General features: G+C 64.9%; 17 protein-coding genes. 11 read left to right on the top strand and 6 right to left on the bottom strand.

Going from position 1 to position 20,303, the window contains the following annotated elements:
• The first annotated feature begins 66 nt into the window (after positions 1-66).
• From GUY30_RS09910 to cydC, 3 genes are read left to right on the top strand one after another with little or no spacing between them, the layout of a single operon-like run.
• A complete protein-coding gene (locus GUY30_RS09910) occupies positions 67-1,632 on the top strand; it encodes a cytochrome ubiquinol oxidase subunit I (RefSeq protein WP_167200882.1) in 1,566 nt (521 codons plus the stop codon).
• 12 nt (positions 1,633-1,644) lie between these two features.
• A complete protein-coding gene (gene cydB, locus GUY30_RS09905; RefSeq protein ID WP_167196865.1) occupies positions 1,645-2,667 on the top strand; it encodes a cytochrome d ubiquinol oxidase subunit II in 1,023 nt (340 codons plus the stop codon).
• Positions 2,664-6,188, top strand: a complete 3,525-nt coding sequence (gene cydC / locus GUY30_RS09900) for a thiol reductant ABC exporter subunit CydC (RefSeq protein ID WP_167196862.1) — start codon at positions 2,664-2,666, stop codon at positions 6,186-6,188. The genes cydB and cydC overlap by 4 nt, the downstream gene beginning before the upstream one ends.
• A gap of 2 nt (positions 6,189-6,190) precedes the next feature.
• Here cydC and sepH read toward each other — a convergent pair whose 3' ends face one another.
• Entirely contained in the window at positions 6,191-7,312 is a 1,122-nt protein-coding gene (gene sepH / locus GUY30_RS09895; protein WP_167196859.1) for a septation protein SepH, read from the bottom strand.
• 319 nt (positions 7,313-7,631) lie between these two features.
• Between sepH and GUY30_RS09890 the strand changes: the two genes are divergently transcribed.
• Positions 7,632-8,744 carry a ferrochelatase gene (locus GUY30_RS09890; RefSeq protein WP_167196856.1) on the top strand — a complete coding sequence of 371 codons (1,113 nt, stop codon included), beginning with the start codon at positions 7,632-7,634 and terminating at the stop codon, positions 8,742-8,744.
• A gap of 105 nt (positions 8,745-8,849) precedes the next feature.
• On the opposite strand, the gene GUY30_RS09885 is transcribed toward GUY30_RS09890, so the two are convergent.
• Positions 8,850-9,077, bottom strand: a complete 228-nt coding sequence (locus GUY30_RS09885; protein WP_167196853.1) for a hypothetical protein — start codon at positions 9,075-9,077, stop codon at positions 8,850-8,852.
• A 287-nt stretch (positions 9,078-9,364) separates the two neighbouring features.
• Here GUY30_RS09885 and GUY30_RS09880 point away from each other — a divergent pair, with 287 nt between their 5' ends.
• Positions 9,365-9,664 carry a DUF4193 domain-containing protein gene (locus GUY30_RS09880; protein WP_039210296.1) on the top strand — a complete coding sequence of 100 codons (300 nt, stop codon included), beginning with the start codon at positions 9,365-9,367 and terminating at the stop codon, positions 9,662-9,664.
• Between the two features lie 132 nt (positions 9,665-9,796).
• Here GUY30_RS09880 and GUY30_RS09875 read toward each other — a convergent pair whose 3' ends face one another.
• Positions 9,797-10,252 carry a DUF3093 domain-containing protein gene (locus GUY30_RS09875; protein WP_167196850.1) on the bottom strand — a complete coding sequence of 152 codons (456 nt, stop codon included), beginning with the start codon at positions 10,250-10,252 and terminating at the stop codon, positions 9,797-9,799.
• Between the two features lie 64 nt (positions 10,253-10,316).
• On the opposite strand from GUY30_RS09875, the gene dut reads away from it, so the two are divergent.
• Genes dut through GUY30_RS09860 form a run of 3 tightly spaced genes read left to right on the top strand, consistent with a single transcriptional unit; the run spans position 10,317 to position 12,017 of the window.
• Positions 10,317-10,790 carry a dUTP diphosphatase gene (gene dut, locus GUY30_RS09870; RefSeq protein ID WP_228281223.1) on the top strand — a complete coding sequence of 158 codons (474 nt, stop codon included), beginning with the start codon at positions 10,317-10,319 and terminating at the stop codon, positions 10,788-10,790.
• A 6-nt stretch (positions 10,791-10,796) separates the two neighbouring features.
• Positions 10,797-11,633: a DUF3710 domain-containing protein gene (locus GUY30_RS09865; RefSeq protein WP_167196844.1), complete on the top strand. Its 837-nt coding sequence runs from the start codon at positions 10,797-10,799 to the stop codon at positions 11,631-11,633.
• 6 nt (positions 11,634-11,639) lie between these two features.
• Complete coding sequence (locus GUY30_RS09860) at positions 11,640-12,017, top strand: OB-fold nucleic acid binding domain-containing protein (protein WP_167196841.1); 378 nt, start codon at positions 11,640-11,642, stop codon at positions 12,015-12,017.
• 76 nt (positions 12,018-12,093) lie between these two features.
• Here GUY30_RS09860 and GUY30_RS09855 read toward each other — a convergent pair whose 3' ends face one another.
• Complete coding sequence (locus tag GUY30_RS09855) at positions 12,094-12,780, bottom strand: potassium channel family protein (RefSeq protein ID WP_167196838.1); 687 nt, start codon at positions 12,778-12,780, stop codon at positions 12,094-12,096.
• The gene (locus GUY30_RS09850; protein WP_167196836.1) at positions 12,777-13,451 is read right to left on the bottom strand and encodes a potassium channel family protein; all 675 of its coding nucleotides are present in this window, start codon (positions 13,449-13,451) and stop codon (positions 12,777-12,779) included. The genes GUY30_RS09855 and GUY30_RS09850 overlap by 4 nt, the downstream gene beginning before the upstream one ends.
• Before the next feature lie 136 nt (positions 13,452-13,587).
• Here GUY30_RS09850 and GUY30_RS09845 point away from each other — a divergent pair, with 136 nt between their 5' ends.
• The gene (locus GUY30_RS09845) at positions 13,588-15,498 is read left to right on the top strand and encodes an APC family permease (RefSeq protein ID WP_208091523.1); all 1,911 of its coding nucleotides are present in this window, start codon (positions 13,588-13,590) and stop codon (positions 15,496-15,498) included.
• A 7-nt stretch (positions 15,499-15,505) separates the two neighbouring features.
• The gene (locus tag GUY30_RS09840; RefSeq protein WP_167196830.1) at positions 15,506-16,831 is read left to right on the top strand and encodes a class I SAM-dependent RNA methyltransferase; all 1,326 of its coding nucleotides are present in this window, start codon (positions 15,506-15,508) and stop codon (positions 16,829-16,831) included.
• On the opposite strand, the gene GUY30_RS09835 is transcribed toward GUY30_RS09840, so the two are convergent.
• A complete protein-coding gene (locus GUY30_RS09835; protein ID WP_167196827.1) occupies positions 16,812-17,015 on the bottom strand; it encodes a hypothetical protein in 204 nt (67 codons plus the stop codon). The genes GUY30_RS09840 and GUY30_RS09835 overlap by 20 nt on opposite strands.
• A 311-nt stretch (positions 17,016-17,326) precedes the next feature.
• On the opposite strand from GUY30_RS09835, the gene acnA reads away from it, so the two are divergent.
• On the top strand, positions 17,327-20,011 hold the full coding sequence (acnA, locus tag GUY30_RS09830) for an aconitate hydratase AcnA (protein WP_167196824.1): 2,685 nt from the start codon (positions 17,327-17,329) through the stop codon (positions 20,009-20,011).
• Positions 20,012-20,303: the final 292 nt, after the last annotated feature.

Genomic DNA, 20,303 nt, shown 5'->3' with positions numbered 1-20,303 from the left:
AACTGTAGAATTCTACGTGACGTAGAAACAATGCTCGTGTGAAACCTGAATGGAGCGCCCATGGAGCTGGACCCGGTCCTCATCGGACGGTGGCAATTCGGAATCACGACGGTTTACCACTTCTGGATGGTGCCGTTGACCCTGGGACTGGGCATGCTCGTGGCGGTCCTGCAGACGATATACCACCGCACCGGCAACGAGGTGTATCTGCGGAGCACGAAGTTCTTCGGCAAGCTCTTCCTGATCAACTTCATCATGGGTGTGGCCACCGGTCTGGTCCAGGAATTCCAGTTCGGCATGGCCTGGAGCGAATACTCCCGCTTCGTCGGCGATGTCTTCGGCGCGCCCTTGGCCTTGGAGGCCCTGCTGGCCTTCTTCCTCGAATCGACGTTCCTCGGCCTGTGGATCTTCGGCTGGGGCCGACTGCCCCGGGCGGTCCACCTCGGCTCACTGTGGTTGGCCGTCATCGGCACATGGCTCTCGGCCTACTTCATCATCGTCGCGAATTCCTGGATGCAGCACCCGGTCGGCGTGGAAATGGTCGACGGTCGGCCAGTGATGACCGACGTCTGGGCTGTGCTCGGCAACAACACCGCTATCGCCGCCTTCACTCACGCGATCTTCGGCGCCCTGGCCGTCGGCGGTTCCTTCCTCCTCGGCATCTCGTGGTACCACCTCTACCACCGGCGCAAGGCCGGAATCGACAGCGTCGGCACCGACGGCAAGGTCATCGTCGGCTCGTCGAAGGAACTCCCCGGACGGGACAAGATGGACCACACGGTGTGGATCAAGTCCCTGCGCATCGGCGCGATCGTCGGGATCTTCGCCTTCGCCGGGGTCTCGATCACCGGTGATATCCAGTCCAAGCTGATGTTCGAACAGCAGCCCATGAAGATGGCCTCCGCCGAGGCGGCCTGCCACGACGGCACCCAATTCTCCGTGCTCACGATCGCCGACCCCGCATCGAACGACTGCGACGGAGTCGAGAACATCTTCGAAATCCCCGGTCTGCTGTCGTTCCTGGCCAACGGCGACTTCGACACACCGGTCCACGGAGTGACGACGCTGCTGCCGGAATACCAGGAGCGCTACGGCACCCACATCCCCGACGACCCGCGGTACGGCGAGCACGCCGGCGAACCGGTCGACTACCAGCCGATCATGATCGTCACCTACTGGGGCTTCCGCATGATGATCGGCTTCGGCGCCCTGGCCGCAGGAGTCTGCGTCATCGGACTCTGGCTGGCCCGCAAGGGCGCGGTGCCCGAGTCGAAATGGCTCAGTCGCGGATTCGTCCTGGCCATTACGGCACCGTTCCTCGCGAATTCGGCCGGATGGATCTTCACCGAGATGGGACGTCAGCCCTTCGTCGTCGCACCGAACCCGGCACAGCTCGACGGGGTGTATATGTACACCCAGGCGGCGCTGTCACCGGAGGTGACGCCTGGGATGCTGCTGTTCTCCCTGATCAGCCTCACCACCGTCTACGGAATTCTGATGGTCGTCGAACTGCGGCTGATCACGAAGTACGTCAAGGGCGGAGTCGCCTCGGCGATGCCCGAACTCGACCAGACGAATACGAAACCCACGATCACCGACAACGGCGACGACGTCCTGTCGTTCGCGTACTGAGGGAAGGTCACGATGGAAATCCTCGCCACAATCTGGTTCGTCCTCATCGTCGTGCTCTGGATCGGATACCTGTTTCTCGACGGGTTCGACCTCGGTGTGGGCATGATGATGCCCTTCCTCAGCCGCAGCGAACGCGGCAAGCGCGTTCTGCTCAACTCGATCGGTCCGGTCTGGGAAGGCAACGAGGTCTGGCTGATCACCGCGGCCGGTGCGATGTTCGCTGCCTTCCCGCACTGGTACGCCTCCCTGTTCTCAGCGCTCTACATTCCGCTGACCATCTGCCTGCTCGCACTGATCTTCCGCGCCGTGGCCATCGAATACCGCGGAAAGGGACACTCGGAGAGGTGGAGGTCCTTCTGGACCTGGGCCTTGGCTGTGGGATCGGCCGGAACCGCCTTCTGCATCGGTGCGATGCTCGCACTGACGACCATCGGTCTGCCGCTCAACGACCATGGCGATATGATCGGCGGCGCCTTCGCCTGGATCTCGTGGCCGGCGCTCGTCGGCGGACTCGGCGGACTCGGCTTCTCCCTGGCCCACGGGCTCATCTACCTCGGCCTCAAGACTCAGGACGATGCCCGAGCACGGTCGCGGCGCTGGGCTGGTCGGATCATGCTGCCGGCAGCGATTCCGTTCCTCATCTGGTTCGCCTACTCGATCACTCAGCGGACCTGGCTCGTCGTCCCGGTGCTCATCTCGATCGCCGCCCTCGTCGCCGCGTTCTTCGCGGTCAGAGCCGGTGCCGAGAAGCGCGCCTTCATCCTGCACGGGATCTACCTCATCGCGGGACTGGCTGCGGCATTCGCCGGTGCCTTCCCGAACGTGCTGCCCTCGACGATCGATCCGGCGAACTCGCTGACGATCGCTGCGGCATCCTCGTCGGATTACACCCTGAACGTCATGCTCATCGTGACGATCGTGATCCTGCCGATCATCATCGCCTACCAGATCTTCAGCTACCGGATGTTCCTCGGCCGCATCGCCGAGACCCACATCCCCGACGCGCACAAAGTGCCGGTGGCGATCCGGTCGTGAGCTCGCCTCTGTCGATTCTGCTCGAGCTGCCGACCGGTCGGCGAGGCTTGGCACTGTCCGTGCTCTCCGCCCTGTGCCGGGCGGTGGGAATCGTCCTCATCGCCGAAGCCCTGGTCAGAGCCATCATCGGCCACAGTGCGCCCGGACTGTGGGTGGTGCTCGGAGCCCTCGGTGCGCTGCTGCGCGGCGGCGGCCTCTGGCTCGACCGGAGCCTGGGCACCCGTCTGGCCTCCGCATCGAAACGCGGACTGCGTCTGCAGATCCTCTCGGGCCTGCTGCGCGGTCGGGGACGCCCGCGCACGAATGCGGCAGTCACTGTCACCCGCGGAATAGACGATCTCGACGACTATTTCACCACCGTGGTGCCGGCGCTGACCGCGGCTGCCGTGGTGCCCATCGTGCTGCTGGTGCGCATCGTCTTCAGCGATGTCCTCTCGGCGGTCATCATCGCGGTGTGCCTGCCGTTGGTGCCGATGTTCATGGTGCTCATCGGCCGCTATACGGCCGACTCGACCGCGGAGACCATGGCGGCTCTGGAGAGACTGTCCGACCATCTGGCCGAACTCGCCGAGGGGCTTCCCGTCCTCATCGGTCTCGGACGCTCACGCGATCATGCGCGCCGGCTGCGGGAACTGGGGGAGCGCTACCATCAGGCGAACCTCACGACTCTGCGCATCGCGTTCCTCTCGAGTCTGGCCCTCGAGCTCATCGCCACGATCTCGGTGGCCCTCGTGGCCGTCGTCATCGGTCTGCGTTTGGTCAACGGGACGATGGACCTCAGCGATGGTCTGCTGGTCCTGCTCATCGCACCAGAATGCTTCATCCCTCTGCGGGAACTCGGAGCCGGCTACCACGCGAGCGAGAACGGCCGCGAAGCCCGGGGCAGAGCCCAGGCGCTGCTGTCGGAGACGCACGCGGGAGGGGAGCCGACGGCCACCACCGATTCGACGGCGGACGCCGAGTCGACGGTCACCGACTCGACGGCGGCCGGGGAGCGCACGCCCGACACATCAGGTCGACCGGGCGAGCAGCGGGTCGCCTATGCCGACGGCACACTCATCACCTGGTCGGGCACCATCGACACCCGGCCGGGCGTGACGACGATCAGCGGCAGGTCGGGAACCGGCAAGACCACTGTGCTCAGCGCTCTGGTCGGCAGTCTGCCGGCAGACGCGCACTCGACCGTCGATCCGGTGACCGCCGCGTATGTGCCGCAGGCTCCGCGCATGTTCGCTGAGACCATCGGTGCCGAACTCGACCTCTTCGGACTCGATGAGGATCGCGCACGGACGGCTCTGTCGGCCGCCGGACTGCCAGCCGATCTGCAGGTGCAGACGGCGGCGCTCAGCCCCGGCCAGCAGCGCAGGCTGGCGTTGGTGCGTGTGCTGCACCGCCTCGGTGACGGGGCCGAGGTGCTCGTCCTCGACGAACCGACCGCGCACCTCGACGCCGACAACGCCGACATCGTCATCAGCTTGATCGCCGAGGCGGCCGCCACCCACCGGGTGATCCTCGCCAGCCATGACGAACGGGTCCGTGCCCTGGCGGACACGGAGATCCGCCCGGAGAAGACTCGGGTCTCGGTGGGCGAGAACGCAGAACCAGCGGTCGCGACGACAGCCATGGCAGCGGCTCAGAGCAGAGCTGACACGGTCGACACCGCTGCCGCAGCCGCGCGGGACGAAGACTCCGGGACTGAGTCCCGGACAAGTTCCGGAAGCGCCCCAGGATATCGCTCCGGGGTCGAGAGGCAGCCGGATGTCGACAAGCGGCAGTCCCGGGAAGAGTCCTGGACGGCGGCTCTGCGTCGACGCTGGTCGATTCTGTCCTCGAGCCTGCCCCTGTTCACCCCGACCATGCTGGTGGCCGCCCTCACCGCCTGCGCGTCGAGCCTCGCCGCCATCGCCCTGACTGCGGTCTCTGCTTGGCTCATCGTCGAAGCCTCCTACCAGCCGCCTATCATGCTGCTCATGGTCGCCATCGTCGGTGTGCGCTTCTTCGGGCTCAGCCGGTCCGTGCTGCTCTATGTCAGCCGGCTGAAGCTGCATTCGGCGATCTTCGCCGCACTCACCCGACTGCGCACCCGGCTATGGGAGCACTTCGAACGCGTCGGCATGAGCGATCGGCGACTGCTGACCTCTGACTCCGCACTGCGCGCCATGGTCGCCGACGCCGATGACGTCCGTGACCTGGTGCCCCGGACTCTGTTCCCGCCGCTCGTCTCGACCCTGGTCGTCATCGGCGTGAGCATCACCGCCGCACTCCTCGACGTGAGTTCCCTGGGATGGTTCGTCCTTCTCGGCGTCATCAACCTCGTCATCGTCCCGATCGTCGTGATCCGGGAGGAGAGCCGCCTCGTTCACGGAATCAGGGACGACCGCAACCGGATCCTGTCCGTGCTCTCTCGCGCCCTGCATGCGAAGGACGATCTGCGCACGAACAGCGCCGATTCCCGAGTGCTCGGCCTGTTGGCCGGTCTGGAGTCCGATCTCGAGGCGAAGCAGAAGGCATCTGCCCGCAACTTCGGACTCGCCCAACTGTGGTTGCAGCTGAGCACGTTCACCACCGCGGTGATCCTGGCGGCGAGCACAGAGGCTCCGACCGAGATCGTCGCCGTGCTGTCCCTCATTGCATTGGGACTGGGTGAATTGTTCGCTTCGGCACTCGACGCATTCCGTCAGCTGCCCGGGCTGGGCGCGGCACTGGACTGCCTGCCCGAACCGACCAGTGCGGAGGACTCCGATGCCGAGGCCTCGTCGGGAGCCGAAACGGCAGTCGACGATGTCGAGGATTTCGACGAATCGGCCCGCAGTTCGGACCCCGCAGACGAGCTCGTCGGAGTCGAGGCCCTCGAACTCGACACGATCACCGTCGGATGGGATGACCAGGCTGCTGTCTCAGGTCTCGACCTGAGAGCCCAACGCGGCGGTTGGACCGTGCTGTGCGGCGACAGCGGAACGGGCAAGACGACGAGCCTGAGTGTGCTCCTGCGGTTCCTCGACCCCTGGTTCGGAAGCTACCGCGCCCGAGACCGGAACGGGACCGGCCACGATATGCTCACACGCTCACCCGAGGACCTGGTCGGCCGAATCGCCTGGTGCCCTCAAGAAGCACACGTCTTCCGCTCCACCGTGCGCGGAAATCTCGCCCTCGCTCAGCGATCGGTTCCCGGAGACAACGAGATGACGGCCGCACTGAGAGCGGCGGGCCTGGGCGACTGGGCCGACGCCGAGGGGCTCGACCGGTGGGTCGGCGACCGCGGGACCGAGATCTCCGGCGGTCAGCGACAGCGATTGGCGGTGGCCAGGACATTGCTGACCGGGGCCGATGTGATCGTCCTCGACGAACCGACGGCACACCTGGACGATGAGACGGCACGGCTGCTCATCGACGATCTGCGCGGGAACCTGCGCGACCGCACGGTCGTCATGGTCACCCATGACCGGCGACTGATCGCGGACGGCGATGAGGTCGTCGATCTCGGAACACAGGTTCCCGAGGTCGAACGCTCGAGAGTCTGAGGTCAGTCCCGCTTCGAGCCGAACATGATCTCGTCCCAGCTCGGGATCGAGGCACGCGAATTCTTCTTCGACTTCGGCTTCGAATCCTTCGCCGAGGCGGAGTCCTTGAACTGATCGGAGTGATCGCTCACCCCGGGCTCATTGAGCAGTGAGAGCTGATTCTCATCGTCGAAGACACCGACCTTCTCGGTCGGCTCCTGCGGCTCCTCAGCAGAGGGAGCCGAATCCTCGAAGGCGAAGACCTCGTCATCGGTGGCGGCTTCGGGCTGGCCGGGAGCGGTGTGCGCTCCCTGCGGGTGAGTCTCGGGATCCTCGGTGACCGCGCGCAGACGAGTCCGCGGCTCCTCCTCGGTGTGGCGGCGCTTGCGCAGGTTCTCCAGGATCCGGCCGGTCTCGGCCTGGTGATCGCGGGCCTGCTGCGACGGAGCGGAACCGGCGGTGGGACGGACCGGTCCGTCCGAGGCGATCGACGCGGACGACTGATCGGTGTTCGGGAGGACATCGACCTCCTCGGTGTTCCTCTGACGTTCGGCACCGCTTCCGTAGTTCGGGATCGGTCCGGTATCGGTGGGCCCGGAATCGGCGAGCCACTTCGCCTCATCGTCGATCGGGGTGAGCGATCTGCGGTAGTAGTGCCAGCTGGCGGTGCGGACACGGTCGGCGGCAGTGAAGCTGAGCTGGATGTACCAGTTGCCGTCCTGCTGCTTCCAGGAATCCCACTCCATCGTCTCGATATCGACGTCGCGCATCGCCAGACGTTCCTGACACAGCTCGATGAGCGGAGTCGGCTCACCGTTGGGATCGTGATCGGAATAGATGGGATGACGGCTGGCGAGGTAGGCGGTGCGTTCGCGCTCGGCCATCGCCGGACCTTCATAGGTGCGCACATATTCGATGTCGGCACCGGTGGCGGCCACGACCTCCTCGGCGTCCATGCCGCCGCGGATCATGGCCTGGATCTCTTTCGGGCGCACGGGAGCCTCGGGCTTGGACTGGGAGCGGTCCCTGCGGACCGCGGCGATGAGAGCCTCATCGAGGACGACTCGGTACTGAAGCCCGTTCTCGTCGTTCAACAGCAGATGGGTGCCGTCTGCGTTGACTCCGTTCAAGATCAGTTCACGCATTGCCTTAAGCTCCTTTGTCGCGTCTCAGAAGCATCGTGTCACGTTCGGCGCGTCGTGCCGGGCAGATTTCCGCGCGAGTCGCGAAATCACGGGCCGGATCGACCGTCAGGGGTGCGAATCTGTGAGACCGGACACGAATGGGCCAGGCGTGGGCCCGCGAGCTGGGCCGAACGGCGTCTGCAGGGCTCGGGAGGCGTGGGCGCGGCAGGCGAGGGCATGGACCTGGGTGCCGGACCGATCTGCGTCTGCTCCGTGAGTGGGCACGGCTCACTCTGCGGACAGCGGGCCTTGCTGAGGTGCAGTCTGTAAGATCGAAAGTGTGAAAACGACTGCACCCATCGACGCCCTGGTCCTCATGTCATTCGGCGGACCGGAGGCCCCAGAAGAAGTGGTTCCATTCCTTCGCAACGTCACCGCCGGCCGCGGGATTCCCGAGGAGCGGCTCGAGGAGGTGGGAGAGCACTATTTCGGCTTCGGAGGCAAGTCTCCGATCAACGATCAGAACAAGGCTCTGCTGGCCGCCCTGCGCGCCGAACTCGATCGCCGCGGAATCGACACTCCGTTGATCTGGGGAAACCGCAACTGGGACCCCTATCTCACCGATGAGGTCCGCAGTTTGGCCAAGAACGGTGCCACACAGTTCCTCTCGATCGACACCTCCGCCTACTCGTCCTACTCATCGTGCCGTCAGTATCGTGAGGACTTCGCGAAGACGATCGACACGCTCAAGGACGAGGGCCTCTCGGTCTCGATCGACAAGATCCGTCAGTTCTACAACCACCCCGGATATGCCGACGCCTGCGCGGACTGCCTGCACCAGGGCCTCGCCGATTTCCGGGCGAAGGTCGGGCAGATCGACTCGTCCAAGCACCGGATCCTCTTCGTCACCCATTCGATCCCGAATGTCATGCAGGATGCCTCTGCGGTGACCACCAACGGCTACCAGGCCCAGCACGAAGAACTCATCGACCACCTCATGGGGCGCATCGATGAGGCCGATCGTGTTCCCGCCGAGCTCGTCTACTGCTCGCGCTCGGGTTCGCCCGAGGTGCCGTGGCTCGAACCCGATGTCAACGACCGGATGACCGAACTCGCCGAGGAGGGTGTGACCGGGGTCGTGCTCGTGCCCATCGGCTTCATCTCCGACCATATGGAGGTCGCCTTCGACCTCGACACCGAGGCGAAGGAGACCGCCGAAGAGCTCGGCTTCGACTTCACTCGCGTGGCCACCGTCGGCACCCATGACGCCTTCGTCAGGGGACTGATCGACCTCGTCGAGGAGCGCGTCGCGCAGCTGCGCGGAGACGCCGTCGACGCGCCGGCTCTGCCCGGCACGAAGGCTCTGGTCCCCGGCAGCGGTGCCTGCAGCATCGACTGCTGCCGCGGCCGCATCGAACGTGCGACCTACCCGAACTGGACCATGGCGAACTGAGTTCTGGGACTGTGCGCCTGAACTGAGCCCCGGGACTGAACCCCGGAGACGAAAGAACCCTCCCTCACCGAATCGGTGGGGGAGGGTTCTTCTCTGTGCTGTCCCTCAGTAATCCTCGGGACTCGGGATGACCGGCAGGGCGCCGGTCTCGGCCTGGATCACCTCGGCGATGGGGCCGGTGTCGACATCATTCCGACCCGCCAGTTCCATGAGGTTCTGCAGGTCGTCGATGAGATTTTCGACGAGGAAGTCGTCGCCGGCAGACCGGGCCTCGTGAATGCGATGACGGACATCATCGATTCGGGTGTCGAGCTGATCAGCGAATTCACTCATTGTGGATCCGTCCTTCCTCGGGCCGCCTCCACAGGGGACGAACCCGGTAATCTACCGACAGGCAGTGCTGTCGGTGCTGTCCATCACAAGCATTCTTGCAGAGCTCTTCGTGAACTCTATGTGTGCTCTGTCCATGCAGACAAGCTGGTGACGAGAATCACCGCATCAAGTGTTCATTCCATCTTGCCAACGGCAAGCATACAGTGCACAATGCTGGGGACACATCTCGGAAGAGGAGAGTATGCTCCTCTTCAGCACCCCCTCCGGACAGAGAGCGAAGAGGCCATATGGCAACAGACTACGACGCACCTCGCAAGCAAGACGATGAGATCAAAAGCGATTCGATCGAGCAGCTCAAGGCCCAGCGTTCCCAGGCTCAGGCAAGCAAGATCGACGAAGACGAAACTGCAGTAGCCGAAGGCTTCGAACTTCCCGGTGCAGACCTGTCGAACGAAGAGCTCTCCGTTCGGGTTCTGCCCAAGCAGAACGACGAGTTCACATGCATGGAGTGCTTCTTGGTCCGCCATCGTTCGCAGCTTGCGACCGAAGAAGGCGGGATCCCCATCTGCACGGACTGTGCAGGCTGAATCGCTTCTCTTCGCAGAAACGGACCGCGCCCTCGAAAGGGGCGCGGTCCGTTTCTCTCTCCTTGCTACCTGACGGCGGCCCAGCAACCTCGCGCGAGGTTGCTGGGCCGCCGTCAGGTAGTAATTGGGGGATTAAGGGTTGAGGGCGGCTGCCAGCTTGTGGGGGTGGCGTGACGAGACGAGCCAGTACGGGGTGGGGTCCGAATCATCGTCGAGATGGATGCGGACGACGGACTTCGCCCATGGGCGGATCTTGAGGAAAGCGCGAGCATCGAGATCGACGCCGCGGGCCTGGCGGGCCTCCTCGCCGTCGAAGGCTTCCGCACTCGGAACGAATGTGCGGTCGATATGAGCCTCGCCCACGAACAGCTGACGTTCGGTGACGATGATCGACAGCGTCAGCGAGTTCAGCCACCAGGCGAAGAGGATGAAGCTGACGACGGGAAGGATGATGGTGCCGAGCTGCCAGACGGGCATGACCATGAGCGCCGTCGACGCAGCGGCGACCACGACGAGGATCCACATGCCGATCGAGGGGCGGACCTTCTCCTGATAGACCACATGGGTTCCGGATTGAGTTGTTGCCATGGGGCCATTGTCCCATAGCGAGAGGTTTGGCCACGCTCAGGCTGGAGCGTTAGAGTGCATCTTTGTGACGGAAACCGTGAAGATCAACCTTCAGCTCCTCGACGCGGGCATGAGCGCGCCCGGCTACGCGCATGCGAGCGATGCCGGGGCGGACCTGTGTTCGACGATCGATTTCGTGCTCGAGCCCTTCGAGCGCCGAGTCGTGCCGACCGGAATCGCGATCGCCCTGCCGGAGGGCTACGCCGCCTTCGTGCACCCGCGGTCCGGGCTGTCGAGCAAGCACGGGGTCACCGTCGTCAACGCACCGGGCACCATCGACGCCGGGTATCGCGGCGAGATCAAGGTGCCGCTGATCAACCTCGATGCGAAGACCCCGCTGCGCGTCGTCCGCGGCGACCGCATCGCCCAGCTCGTGATCCAATCGATCGCCCACGCCGACTTCGACATCGTCGAATCCCTTGAAGACAGCGCCCGCGGCGCCGGGGGATTCGGATCCACCGGCGGAATCGACGCCGGCCTCAGCGAAAAGGAGAAGTGAGGACTCATGGGACTGTTCTCCCGGTTCAAGAAATCCACGCCGACGAACGAAGACGACGTCCGCGCCGATGACGAGTTCACCGACGATGACGAGCTCGACGCTCAGGACGCAGACACCGACACCGAGGATGCCGACACCGCAGACGACGATGTCGACGAGGTCGATGCGTCCGAGTCCGATGACGACATCGACGAGGAAGAGGCGCTGCTGGAGAAGTCCGCGCCCTTCGACCGGTCCGAGAAGGGCCCGTTCGACATCTCCGAGGAATACCCTGAGCATGATCGTCTCGACCTCGGCGCACTCAAGGTGCCCGTCGTCGACGGAATGCAGGTGCGCCTGGACACGGACGACGATTCCCAGCGCGTGCTGGCCGTGACCCTCATTCACAACGGCGGAGGTATCCAGCTGCAGGCGTTCGCGACACCGCGCTCCGAAGGTCTGTGGAACACGGTGCGCGCTCAGCTCGCCGAGTCCGTGACCAAACAGGGCGGAGAATCCACCGAACTGCACACCTCGCTCGGCAAGGAACTGGCCATCGAGGTTCCGGCGAAGACGGAATCCGGTCGTCCCGGCAAACGCGCCATGCGCTTCGCCGGCATCGACGGACCGCGCTGGTTCGTCCGCGCCGTGTTCTCCGGCAAGGCTGTGACCGATGACGATGTGCGTGCCGAACTCTCCGCACTCTTCCGCGGAGTCGTCGTCGACCGTGGTGCGGAAGCCATGGCTCCCCGGGAGCTCATCGCGCTGACCGCCCCACAGGTCGACCAGGACGAGACGGAGGAGAAGGACGAGGACGAGCTCAACCCCTTCGAACGCGGCCCCGAGATCACAGAGGTCCGCTGAACGCCGATGCGCAACCTCATTCCTCGCCTCGTGCGTGACTTCGGATCCCGTGAGGCCGAGGCCCGGGCCGATCTGCGTCTGGTCAGTCAGATCCCCGGGGCCATCCCGGTCGAAGAGCTGGAGGCGCGGAAGACCTCACGCATCGCCGGAGTCGTCTCGGCGACGACGCAGTCGTGCAGCGGCGACAGCCCCAGGCTCGATATCACCGTCGCCGACGGCACGGGCGAAGCCCGCGCCCAGTTCCTCGGACGCCGGGAGATCAGCGGCATCCGTCCCGGATCCCTCATCGTTCTGGAAGGACGATTCTGCGGCAAGGACGGAGTGCTCACCGCACATAACCCCGTCTACGAACTCCTGCAGACACGCGACGACTCGGACGACTGACCGGGCTCAGGGGCTGAGCTGACCGGTCACAGGGACTGAGCGGCCTCGATCACTCGATGCCCACAGACGACCTGACTCAGCCGTCGGCGTTCCCTTCCGTCTTCGCGGTCTCCTGCAGCAGCGCGAGCAGCGCCGGCTCCTGATCGGGGGAGGAGAGGAAGAACAGTTCGTCTCCGGCCTCGATGACATCATCGGCACTCGGAGCGAACGCCCGCGAGTTGCGGATGATCGCCACCAGCACCGTATCGAGCGGGAAGGTGATCCCGCCGATGCGCTCGGCCACGAGCTCGGCGTTCTCGTGCACGGTGAACTCGAGCAGTCCTGCCTGGCCGCGTTCGAAACTCATGAGGTGGACCAGACCGCCGACTTCCACGGCCTCCTCGACGAGCGCGGTCATCAGGCGCGGAGTGGAGACCGCGACATCGACTCCCCAGTTGTCGTCGAAGAGCCATTCGTTCTTCGGATTGTTCACTCGCGAGACCGTCCGCGGCACCCCGAACTCGGTCTTCGCGAGCAGCGAGAGCACCAGATTGGTCTTGTCATCTCCCGTCGCGGCCACGACGACGTCGGCCTCCTCCAGTCCCGCCTCGGCGAGACCTGCGAGTTCACACGCATCGGAGAGCAGCCATTCGGCACCCGGAATGCGCTCATGACCCAACGCCTCCTTGCTCTGGTCGATGAGCAGGACCGAATGGTCCTTGTCCAGCAGCTCCCTGGCCACCGACCGTCCGACGGAACCGGCTCCGGCGATGATGACCCTCATTCTTCTTCCTCCACGGTGCGCACGGGCTGATCGAGGATCCGTTCGATCTCGCCGAGGCGGTCGACCGGAGCCATGAGATGAACGAGATCCCCGTCCTGGAGGAGCAGATCGTCGTGGGCGACGATGCCCTCGGACAGGCGGGTGACATAGGCGACCCGAGCCTTGGTCCGTGTTTCGATCTCCTTGATCGGTCGCGCCACCCAGCCAGGATCCAGATGCACCTCGGCGAGGACGAGGTTGCCCGAAGGCTCACGGTATTCGGTGATCGACCCCTGTGGGACGAGTTTGCGCATCACCTGCTCGGCCGTCCACCGCACGGTGGGCACGGTGGGGATGCCGAGCCTCTCAAAGACCTGCGCCCGATCGGGATCGTAGATGCGGGCGGCGACATTGCTCACCCCGAAGGTCTCACGGGCGACACGCGCGGCGAGGATATTCGAATTGTCACCGCTGGAGACCGCGGCGAAGGCGAAGGCCTCGGAAGTCTTCGCCTGGGACAGGGTCTCACGGTCGAAACCGATCCCCGTGATCGTCGAACCGCTGAAATCCCGACCCAGTTTGAGGAACGCGTCGGGGTCACGGTCGACGACGGCGACGGAGTGCCCATTCGCATCTAGGGCCTTGGCCAGAGAAGCCCCGACTCGGCCGCAGCCCATAATCACGAAGTGCATGGGTTTTCCTCTCCGCAGTGATCTACCATTGGTTGCCGTGGCCAGCAATTTTTCCGATGCCGTCAAAAGACTACTCGTTGGACGGCCCTTCCGCAGTGAGGACAGGCGTGCGCCTGCGCTGAAGAAGCGCATCGCGATGCCCGTCTTCGCCTCCGACATGCTCTCCTCGGTGGCCTACGCCCCCGACGAGATCCTGCTGGCACTGTCGCTGACCTCGCTGGTTGCCCTGAGCGTGGCCCCGTGGATCGGCATCGCCGTCGGCATCGTCATCCTCGTGATCGTCGCCTGCTACCGCATCAACGTCAAGGCCTACCCCTCCGGCGGCGGAGACTACGAGGTGGCGTCGAAGAACCTCGGCTCCGGTGCCGGACTCGTCGTGGCCGCGGCCCTCCTCGTCGACTACGTGCTCACCTTGGCCGTGTCGATGACGGTCTTCGCCGCCTATATCACCACAGCGTTCCCGATGCTCGCGCCCTACCGTGTGCCCGTGGCCATCGTCGGCATCCTGCTCATCTGCTTCGCCGGTCTGCGCGGCTCACGAGCCACTCCGATGCTGCTGGCCGTGCCGACCTATCTGTTCCTGGGTGCCGTCTTCCTCACAATGTCGGTCGGTCTCATCCGGGTCGGACTCGGCGACACCCCGCAGGCCCAGACCGCCGACTATACGGTCGTGCACAGCAACATCGGCGACCAGGCGACTCTCGGCCTGGCCACCGTCCTCATCGTCCTCCGCGCGTTCTCCTCCGGAGCGGTCGCCCTGGCCGGTGTGCAGACCGTGGCCACGGCGGTTCCCGCGTTCAAGAAGCCACGCGGCAAGAACGCCGGCAACACCCTGCTGCTCTCAGGCCTGCTCGCCGCTCTCATGCTCACGGGGCTGACCTATCTGGCGTCGGTCACCGGCATCAAATACGTCGACGATCCGCATCTCTACCTCGTCCGCGGAGACGGCAGCCCGGTCAGCGCCGAGTACGAACAGGAACCCGTTCTCGCACAGCTCGCTCACGCGATCTTCGACAACGCGCCGGTGATGTTCTTCATCGTCGTCCTCATCACCGCCCTCGTCCTCCTCGCCGCGGCGAACACCGCGGTCGAAGGCTTCCCGGGACTGGCCTCGCGTCTGGCACGCGACGAATTCCTGCCACGGCAGCTCGCGACGAAGGGCGACCGACTCACCTTTTCAAACGGCATCCTGCTGCTGGCAGCGGCGGCGATCGTCCTCGTCATCGCCACATCCGCCTCGGCGACGGTGCTCATCCAGCTCTACCTCGTCGGGGTCTTCGCCAGCTTCGTCCTCGGCCAAGCGGGAATGGTCCTGCACTGGCGCAAACGCCTGCGCCTGGTCATCGACTCGAAGACGCGTGTGCGCATGCACTTCAACCAGGTCGTCAACACCATCGGCTGTGTGCTCGCCGCCGGCGTCCTCATCGTCGTCATCGTCTCGAAGTTCCTCGCCGGAGCCTGGCTGGCGGTCGCCGCCATGGCCGGGCTCTACCTCGTCATGGGGGCCATCCACCGCCACTATTCGCGCGTGACCCGTGAGCTCGCCCCTGATGCGGATGTGAACTCACGGACGATCCCGTCGAACACCCACGCCATCGTCGTCGTCAGCGAAATCGACAAACCGACGATGCGCGCCGTCTCCTACGCCCGAGTGACCCGGTCGAGCCAGCTCGAAGCCGTCACCGTGGCCGTGGACGAAGAGGCCGCTGCCGATCTGCAGAAACGGTGGAATGAGATGGAGCTGCCGGTGCCTCTGACCGTGCTCGGCTCGCCGTACCGCGAACTCGTCCGCCCGATGCTTGCGCATATCCTCGCCATCCGCCGCAGATCGCCGCGTGACCTCGTCATCGTCTACATCCCGCAGTTCGTCGTGGGCCGGTGGTGGGAGCACATCCTGCACAACCAGATCGCCCTCAAACTGCGCACCCGACTGCTGCTGGTGCCCAACGTCGTCGTGGTCTCCGTGCCCTGGCGACTGAAATCCTTCTCTCGACAGTACAGCGGAGACGGACCCGATTCCGACACCTCGCTGTACAGACAGGCCTAGAACACGTATGAGCGACACTTCGGTACCCGCCCAGGAACTCACCCTCGACATCGAGGCGCCGGCGGCCGGCGGCACCTCCATCGCCCGTCACGACGGTCAGGTCGTCTTCGTCTCCGGAGCCCTGCCCGGTGAGAAGGTCCGTGCCCGCACCGAGGCGGGACCACCCGCTCGATTCCTCCGCGCCGCCGTCACCGAGGTGGTCGACGCCTCCGCCCACCGCGTGCCGAACCGTCGCCTCGACTATGTCTCCACCGGTCCGGCCGGCTTCGGCGGAATGGAGTTCGCCCACGTCGACCTCGCCCACTCCCGCAGCCTCAAAGCCGAGGTACTGCGCGACCAGCTCTCACGCATCGGCCACATCGACTCCGACGCCGAGGTGCTGCCCGCACCGGGAGAGACCGACGGCACGGACTGGCGCACGCGTGTGCAGCTGGCCGTCGACGACGAGGGGCGGGCCGGAATGCTCGCCCCCCGATCACACGAGGTCGTTCCCGTGAGCACGCCGCCCCTGGCCGTCGGCGCGCTGCACGACCTCGACATCGCGGCGCTGTACGTGCCCGGGGTCCGTCGCCTCGAATTCGCGTGGGCCGGCGACCACGGTGCGCTCATCGTCCGCGGTCAGCCCACCGCGCAGGTGCTAAACGAGATCGAATCCTGGCTGCCGACTTCCTTCTCCCTCCTCGCCGAGGCGGCCGAACCGGAGCAGAACCGCGGCCGTGGCCGCGGTGGTCGTTCCCGTGGGCGCGGCCGCTCCCATGCGCATGCTCCAGCCCTGCGGGTACTCCGCGGCGACCGCACCCTGACCGAAACGGTCGACGGCTGCGATTTCACGGTCGGCGCCGACGGCTTCTGGCAGGTCCACCGGGACGCGGCTGCACTGCTCAGCTCCGCAGTCGTCGATGCACTGCCGGCCGATGTCGATGCGATCACCGATCTCTACTGCGGGGTCGGACTCCTCGGCATCTCCGCCGCCCGGGCCACCGGCGCACCCCTGTTCGGAGTCGAGGGAGTGGCAACGGCCATTGCACATGCTCGAGACAATGCCGCTGATCTCGAGGCACAGTTCCTCGCACTCAGCGTGGATCGGGCCCGTCTGCCCGATTCGGACGTCGTCATCCTCGACCCGCCACGGGCGGGCGCAGGGAGGAAGGCCACCTCGGCGATCATCGAATCCTCCGCACACACCCTGGTCTACGTGTCCTGTGACCCGGCCACGCTCGCCCGGGACCTTGCGGCGCTCACGGGCGGGGGATTTGAGATCGAGAGTCTCACCGGCTTCGATCTCTTCCCGTTGACCGCGCACTTGGAGACGGTCACGGTCCTGCGGCGGTGACCGAGCGGCGGGGAAGGAGGACGAGCGCGATGAGGGCGATGAACGTCGTGAGGAAGCCCCATAGCCCCCACCAGCCGCCCGATCGGCCCTTCTCCTTTGCGAACGAGCTGCAGACGACGGCGAAGATGATGCCGACGAGCATTGCGCCGAAGCCGAATCCGGCGCCTAGGGTGAACGGGTCCATGGGATCTCCTCGGTGGTGGCACGCTGGTGCGATGCATCGTGTGACTGTGCTTTCCACGCTAGGCGTTCAGGCCCGGTCGCGGCCCTGGTGATGCCCGCACGAGGGCGTGCGGAAAACCCGATCGAAACGAATCGCAACTCCGTGTGCCATGGTGGTCAAAGCCCCTCAAATGCGATAGAATTTATCTTGACGTCAAGATACTTTTGGAAACATATGTGTCGCGTAAATCGGTGCGTGATGCAAGGGTCCGGCTGCCGAGTCGGGCGGATCCGGTTTCTTGGATGAGTGTCGGATGAAACAGGAGAATCACGATGAGCAACGTCGATACGTTCAAATCGAAGAGCACCCTGACCGTGGGCGATAAGGATTATGAGATCTATCGCCTGGACCAGGTCAAAGGGTCGGAGAAGCTTCCCTTCAGCCTCAAGGTGCTGTTGGAGAACCTGCTGCGCACGGAAGACGGCGCAAACATCACTTCGGAACATATTGAAGCCCTCGGCAGCTGGGACCCCAATGCCGAACCCGATACCGAGATCCAGTTCACCCCGGCCCGCGTGGTGATGCAGGACTTCACCGGTGTGCCCTGCATCGTCGACCTCGCCACCATGCGCGAGAAGGTCGTCGAGCTCGGCGGCAGCCCGGATCAGGTCAACCCGCTGGCTCCGGCCGAGCTGGTCATCGACCACTCGGTGCAGATCGACCGCTTCGGCACCGCCGACGCCGTCGAACTGAACATGGACATCGAATACCAGCGCAACGGTGAGCGCTACCAGTTCCTGCGCTGGGGCCAGACCGCATTCGAAGACTTCAAGGTCGTGCCTCCGGGCATGGGCATCGTCCACCAGGTCAACATCGAGCACCTGGCTCGCGTGGTCATGCCGCGCGAGGTCGACGGAGTTCTCCGGGCGTACCCGGATACCCTGGTCGGCACCGACTCGCACACCACGATGGTCAACGGCCTCGGTGTGCTCGGTTGGGGCGTCGGCGGCATCGAGGCAGAGGCGGCCATGCTCGGCCAGCCCGTGTCGATGCTCATCCCGCGCGTCGTCGGCTTCAAGCTCACCGGTGAGATCCCCTCCGGTGTGACCGCAACAGACGTCGTCCTCACGATCACCGATATGCTCCGTCAGCACGGTGCCGTCGGCAAGTTCGTCGAGTTCTACGGCAAGGGCGTCGCCGAGGTGCCGCTGGCCAACCGCGCCACCATCGGCAACATGAGCCCCGAGTTCGGTTCGACCGCCGCGATCTTCCCGATCGACGAAGTCACCATCGACTACCTCAAGCTCACCGGCCGCACGGATGAGCAGATCCAGCTCGTCGAGGACTACGCCAAGACGCAGGGACTCTGGCACGATCCGGAGAACGAAGTCGAGTACTCCGAGTACCTTGAACTCGACCTGTCCACCGTGGTGCCCTCGATCTCCGGACCGAAGCGCCCGCAGGACCGCATCGAGCTCTCCGACGCCAAGAACCAGTTCGCCAAGGACATCCACAACTACGCCGCTCCCGGCGAAGAGAACAAGTCCGTGGAAGTCAGCACCGCTGACGGACGCAACTTCGAGCTGGCCAACGGTGCCGTGGCGATCGCTTCGATCACCTCCTGCACCAACACCTCGAACCCCTCGGTGATGATGGCCGCCGGACTGCTGGCACGCAATGCCCGCAAGCGCGGACTCAACTCGAAGCCGTGGGTCAAGACCTCGATCGCTCCGGGCTCGAAGGTCGTGACGAACTACTACCAGAAGGCCGGCCTCATCGAGGATCTCGAGGCGCTGAACTTCTACATCGTCGGCTACGGCTGCACTACCTGCATCGGCAACTCCGGTCCGCTTGACTCGGAGATCTCGAACAGCATCCAGGACAACGACCTCTCGGTCACCGCTGTCCTGTCGGGCAACCGCAACTTCGAAGGTCGCATCAGCCCGGACGTGAAGATGAACTACCTCGCTTCGCCTCCGCTGGTCATCGCCTACGCGCTGGCCGGAACCATGGACTTCGACTTCGAGAACCAGCCCCTGGGCAAGGACTCGGATGGCGTCGACGTCTACCTGGCCGACCTCTGGCCCTCGCCTGAAGAGGTCGAGTCGGTCATCTCCTCGTCGATCTCGACCGATATGTTCGACAACGAATACGGTCGCATCTTCGATGGTGACGAGCGCTGGCAGCAGCTCGACACCCCCGAAGGCAAGGTCTTCGAGTGGGACGACGAGTCGACCTACGTGCGCAAGCCCACCTTCTTCGACGGCATGGGCCTCAAGCCCGAAGCCGTCAAGGACATCAAGGGTGCTCGCGTGCTCGCGAAGCTCGGCGACTCGGTGACCACCGACCACATCTCGCCCGCAGGTTCCTTCAAGGCCGACACCCCGGCCGGAAAGTACCTCGTCGAGCACGGCGTCGAGCGCAAGGACTTCAACTCCTACGGCTCGCGCCGCGGCAACCACGAAGTCATGATCCGCGGAACGTTTGCGAACATCCGCTTGCAGAACCAGCTCCTCGATGGAGTCCAGGGCGGCTTCACCCGCGACTTCTCGCAGGAGGGCGGACCGCAGACGACGATCTACGACGCCTCCGTGAGCTACCAGGCCGCCGGCACCCCGCTGGTCGTCCTCGGTGGCAAGGAGTACGGCTCGGGATCCTCGCGTGACTGGGCCGCCAAGGGCACCAAGCTGCTCGGCGTCGAGGCCGTCATCACCGAGAGCTTCGAGCGCATCCACCGCTCGAATCTCATCGGCATGGGCGTTCTGCCGCTGCAGTTCCCCGCCGGTGAATCCGCTGATTCGCTCGGACTCGACGGCACCGAAACCTTCTCCATCGAAGGCGTCACGGAGCTCAACGAGGGAAAGACCCCGGCGACCGTCAAGGTCACCGCCGAGAAGGAAGACGGCACGAAGGTCGAATTCGACGCCGTCGTCCGCATCGACACCCCGGGTGAAGCCGACTACTACCGCAACGGCGGCATCCTGCAGTACGTTCTGCGTCAGCTCGCAGAAGCCTGATCGCAGGAGACGCGCTTAGGCGCTGAACCGGAACACAACGAGGGCCGGTGGGATTCTTCCCACCGGCCTTCGTCGTGCCCGGATGCGTGCGGCCGCGCCGTTGATCGAGCATCCCTCACCGTTCGTGTCACGTCCTCCACTCAGTTCGGCATCCGTCACCGTTCGTGACAAAACACACCGTTGCCAAGGAATCCGCCACCGTTCGTGGCAAATCGCCTCGGTGCAGCGGTGCGCTGTGCGGCGAAGGGTGAGGGACGGTCGCTGTCGAGCGGGATTGTCAGGAAGCGTGAGC

It is taken from the genome of Brevibacterium pigmentatum, assembly GCF_011617465.1.
GTDB classification, from domain to species: domain Bacteria; phylum Actinomycetota; class Actinomycetes; order Actinomycetales; family Brevibacteriaceae; genus Brevibacterium; species Brevibacterium pigmentatum.
This window is presented reverse-complemented; position numbering and strand designations above follow the sequence as displayed.

Bases quoted from the DNA above. Each gene is read 5' to 3' on its own strand.
- cydB (WP_167196865.1), top strand. From the start codon at position 1,645: ATGGAAATCCTCGCCACAATCTGGTTCGTCCTCATCGTCGTGCTCTGG.
- sepH (WP_167196859.1), bottom strand. From the start codon at position 7,312: ATGCGTGAACTGATCTTGAACGGAGTCAACGCAGACGGCACCCATCTG.
- GUY30_RS09885 (WP_167196853.1), bottom strand. From the start codon at position 9,077: ATGAGTGAATTCGCTGATCAGCTCGACACCCGAATCGATGATGTCCGT.
- GUY30_RS09880 (WP_039210296.1), top strand. From the start codon at position 9,365: ATGGCAACAGACTACGACGCACCTCGCAAGCAAGACGATGAGATCAAA.
- GUY30_RS09875 (WP_167196850.1), bottom strand. From the start codon at position 10,252: ATGGCAACAACTCAATCCGGAACCCATGTGGTCTATCAGGAGAAGGTC.
- GUY30_RS09865 (WP_167196844.1), top strand. From the start codon at position 10,797: ATGGGACTGTTCTCCCGGTTCAAGAAATCCACGCCGACGAACGAAGAC.
- GUY30_RS09860 (WP_167196841.1), top strand. From the start codon at position 11,640: ATGCGCAACCTCATTCCTCGCCTCGTGCGTGACTTCGGATCCCGTGAG.
- GUY30_RS09855 (WP_167196838.1), bottom strand. From the start codon at position 12,780: ATGAGGGTCATCATCGCCGGAGCCGGTTCCGTCGGACGGTCGGTGGCC.
- GUY30_RS09850 (WP_167196836.1), bottom strand. From the start codon at position 13,451: ATGCACTTCGTGATTATGGGCTGCGGCCGAGTCGGGGCTTCTCTGGCC.
- GUY30_RS09845 (WP_208091523.1), top strand. From the start codon at position 13,588: ATGCCCGTCTTCGCCTCCGACATGCTCTCCTCGGTGGCCTACGCCCCC.
- GUY30_RS09840 (WP_167196830.1), top strand. From the start codon at position 15,506: ATGAGCGACACTTCGGTACCCGCCCAGGAACTCACCCTCGACATCGAG.
- GUY30_RS09835 (WP_167196827.1), bottom strand. From the start codon at position 17,015: ATGGACCCGTTCACCCTAGGCGCCGGATTCGGCTTCGGCGCAATGCTC.
- acnA (WP_167196824.1), top strand. From the start codon at position 17,327: ATGAGCAACGTCGATACGTTCAAATCGAAGAGCACCCTGACCGTGGGC.